This is a genomic window from Legionella qingyii, assembly GCF_003184185.1.
This window is the reverse complement of sequence record NZ_QHJG01000077.1, coordinates 1,088-3,602: the sequence shown is the minus strand read 5'-3', so window position 1 is coordinate 3,602 and position 2,515 is coordinate 1,088. Positions and strand designations below refer to the sequence as shown.

Genomic DNA, 2,515 nt, shown 5'->3' with positions numbered 1-2,515 from the left:
CACATGCTCCCGTTCTTTTTCAACGGTGGTGTACAATACTAGATTGTAAAACGTAGGCAGCAGATACAGTTCGCCTTTGGATGCGTACTCATGAACAAATTGCCATTCGGAAGCCTCCTCTTTAATACTAGGATTAATAAAGGATTGAATGGCATTGTTATTAGCACTTAAAGATTTAGCTCTTTTTTTCGCTTGTGCCTTCATCTTTTCCTGATTGACACCACGAACGGTAAATGAAAGAAGAAATGGACATTGAATACCTTGTTCAGGCTTTAAAAGATTGGCAAATAAATCTGGCGTTTGCCATAAGGCAAATGGTGCCTTAGGAAAACTCGTGAGCTCACAATTCACTACCCTTGAACGCTGAATAGCACTTTCATCATCGGCAATGGAAATATCAATGTTCTCATCACCAATTTCATAGATTGTAGTCGGATTAGGAATGGATTCACTAATAAAAGGTTGTGAATCCTCAATTTTTGGCCAGGAACATTCATTGAAATTTGGTGACACAAGAGCACGCATCAGAACTTTAAAATCGTGCGCCTCACACCGCATAAAACTAAACCCTGCAACTTTGAGTTCGGATTCAAAGTCATCTCGCAGTCCCTGAAGCTTGCCTTCAACTCCAAGCTCTGTTGGTCTTGAAATAAAAAGATAACATCGATAATCCGAGAGTGTTGCTGGGACATTGCGTCCATTTTTATAGCCCTTTGCAATAGCACTAAGATGGTATTTGAGACTTTGGCGTGCAAGTTCTGCATAAATCCCACCTTGCTTTAAAATGGGCACGTAATTTTGATACATATTTTGCGCAAGCCAAGGATGCTTATACATTAACACCGTACAATCCGTCCCTTCGGTTAGCTTGTTTTTAAAAGTTTCGGAAAGCGATTTCATCAAAGACTCATCAGCACCTGCCATAGGCATTAACAAAAGACCAAACCCCGCAGAGCTTCGGTTTATAAAAAATCCTTCTTCACTGACTGTTTCATAGGGAAACAGGTTTTTTATAGAAGGCAAATCTAAAGTACACGACTCAAATGCTTTTGAATGATGTTGCAATGATTCCGGTTTAATGCCTGCAGTTTCCCCTAGTTTGTGACTTACACGATGCACCAGATCACGTGCTTTATCTCGCCATTGATTTAGCCTTAAGCCCATGATTGCTCCTTAACTGTTTGTGCCAGCCATAGGGCTTGTCCACTATCTTGTTTGACTATTTTTCCTTGATTTAAAAGAGGTTTGCTTTCAGCCTTCATCATGTTCTTTCTGGAACTATAGGGTTTTACATCATCTGCAAACCGAGTCATGGCATCGACCTGCTCGATGGTCAAACAACTATCCCCGGCCGTGGCATTACAACTGAAATTGGAATTGATTGGCCCACATGCTGCTAATCCCATATAAATTAAAAGGATCAGACTCTTTTTAATTATTTTCATCGTAATACCCCTGTCAAATTTGCGCTCAAGCTGTTCGCATGGTCAATTTTCCCTAATACCTCAGGCGGCACCGTAAAATTCATGTCAGTCGAATTCCCTTCATGGTTAGCAGCAATTAACCTTTGTGCTTCTTCCTCTGCTTTGACTTGGTTCATGGCATGTTGGCTTTTGTCTTCATCAGGCTCTAAATAAAATCCATCTTTAAAAACCACCGTGACCACATTGCCAGAACCGACTTGAATGACAGGATGGTATTGTTCTGCGCGTTTAACGTAATACGCAGATAACGTATCTGCTGCTTTGGAAGCACCTCCATAAGCTGCAAAAGGTGCAATTTGGCTTGATGGAACTACAGAAGTTGCACCATAAGGGCCAATCGCTTGTACGCTTTGAGCATATTGTGCGGCTTGGGCAATTCCAGATAACGCACCACTAACTCCTGCCCAAGTCATCACTTTGTTATCCCTCATCAATGGCTTCCCTTTAATCCCCACTTTGCCATTGAAAAACACCCAACCCGTCACTTCTTTATCAATAATGGGTTGGCCTGGATGAGCACAAGAGAGACGATATAAGGTTGCAAAAGCGCGTTCACTGGAAATATCTCCATAGGAATTCGCACTCACGCGACATCCCCGAAGACGTGAGCGCGCTCCATTAGGTAGTGTTCCATCCTCTAGGAACTTAAAGAGCATTACGCCATTATTTTTAGATTGGCCATTAACGGATGCATCAGCATCAGCTCCACCTAAAACAACTGCTCTTACTGAAGTGTTTGATGGTACATAATGAGCTGGATTTAAATAGTTATTATGATGAGTTCTAGTGCTGCGGCGTTTCGTTCGAAATGACACTGTATGAATGCGTGGAGTGATATCTGCTAAGGTCATCATGTCAGAATTGCTATTCATGGCATAAGTATTGGGATGATGCCAAAACTCTGGGTTTTGTACTTCCTTTAACTCATTAGATGTATTAGGTACTTTCTCAGAAGCACTTGATTTTTCCTGATTTGCCAAAACCATCGTGCTTATTTGTGCGGTCAATTCTTCTTTTTGAGTGCTTAATTG

3 protein-coding genes are annotated in these 2,515 nt (G+C 41.5%); all 3 read right to left on the bottom strand.

Annotation, left to right across the window (positions count from 1 at the left end):
* The coding region (locus DGG96_RS20485; RefSeq protein ID WP_165831657.1) for a TraC family protein at window positions 1-1,164 on the bottom strand (1,164 nt) is incomplete at its 3' end.
* Window positions 1,155-1,445 carry a TraV family lipoprotein gene (locus DGG96_RS20480; protein WP_110144294.1) on the bottom strand — a complete coding sequence of 97 codons (291 nt, stop codon included), beginning with the start codon at window positions 1,443-1,445 and terminating at the stop codon, window positions 1,155-1,157. The genes DGG96_RS20480 and DGG96_RS20485, both read right to left, overlap by 10 nt.
* The coding region (locus DGG96_RS20475) for a TraB/VirB10 family protein (protein WP_110144305.1) at window positions 1,442-2,515 on the bottom strand (1,074 nt) is incomplete at its 5' end. The genes DGG96_RS20480 and DGG96_RS20475, both read right to left, overlap by 4 nt.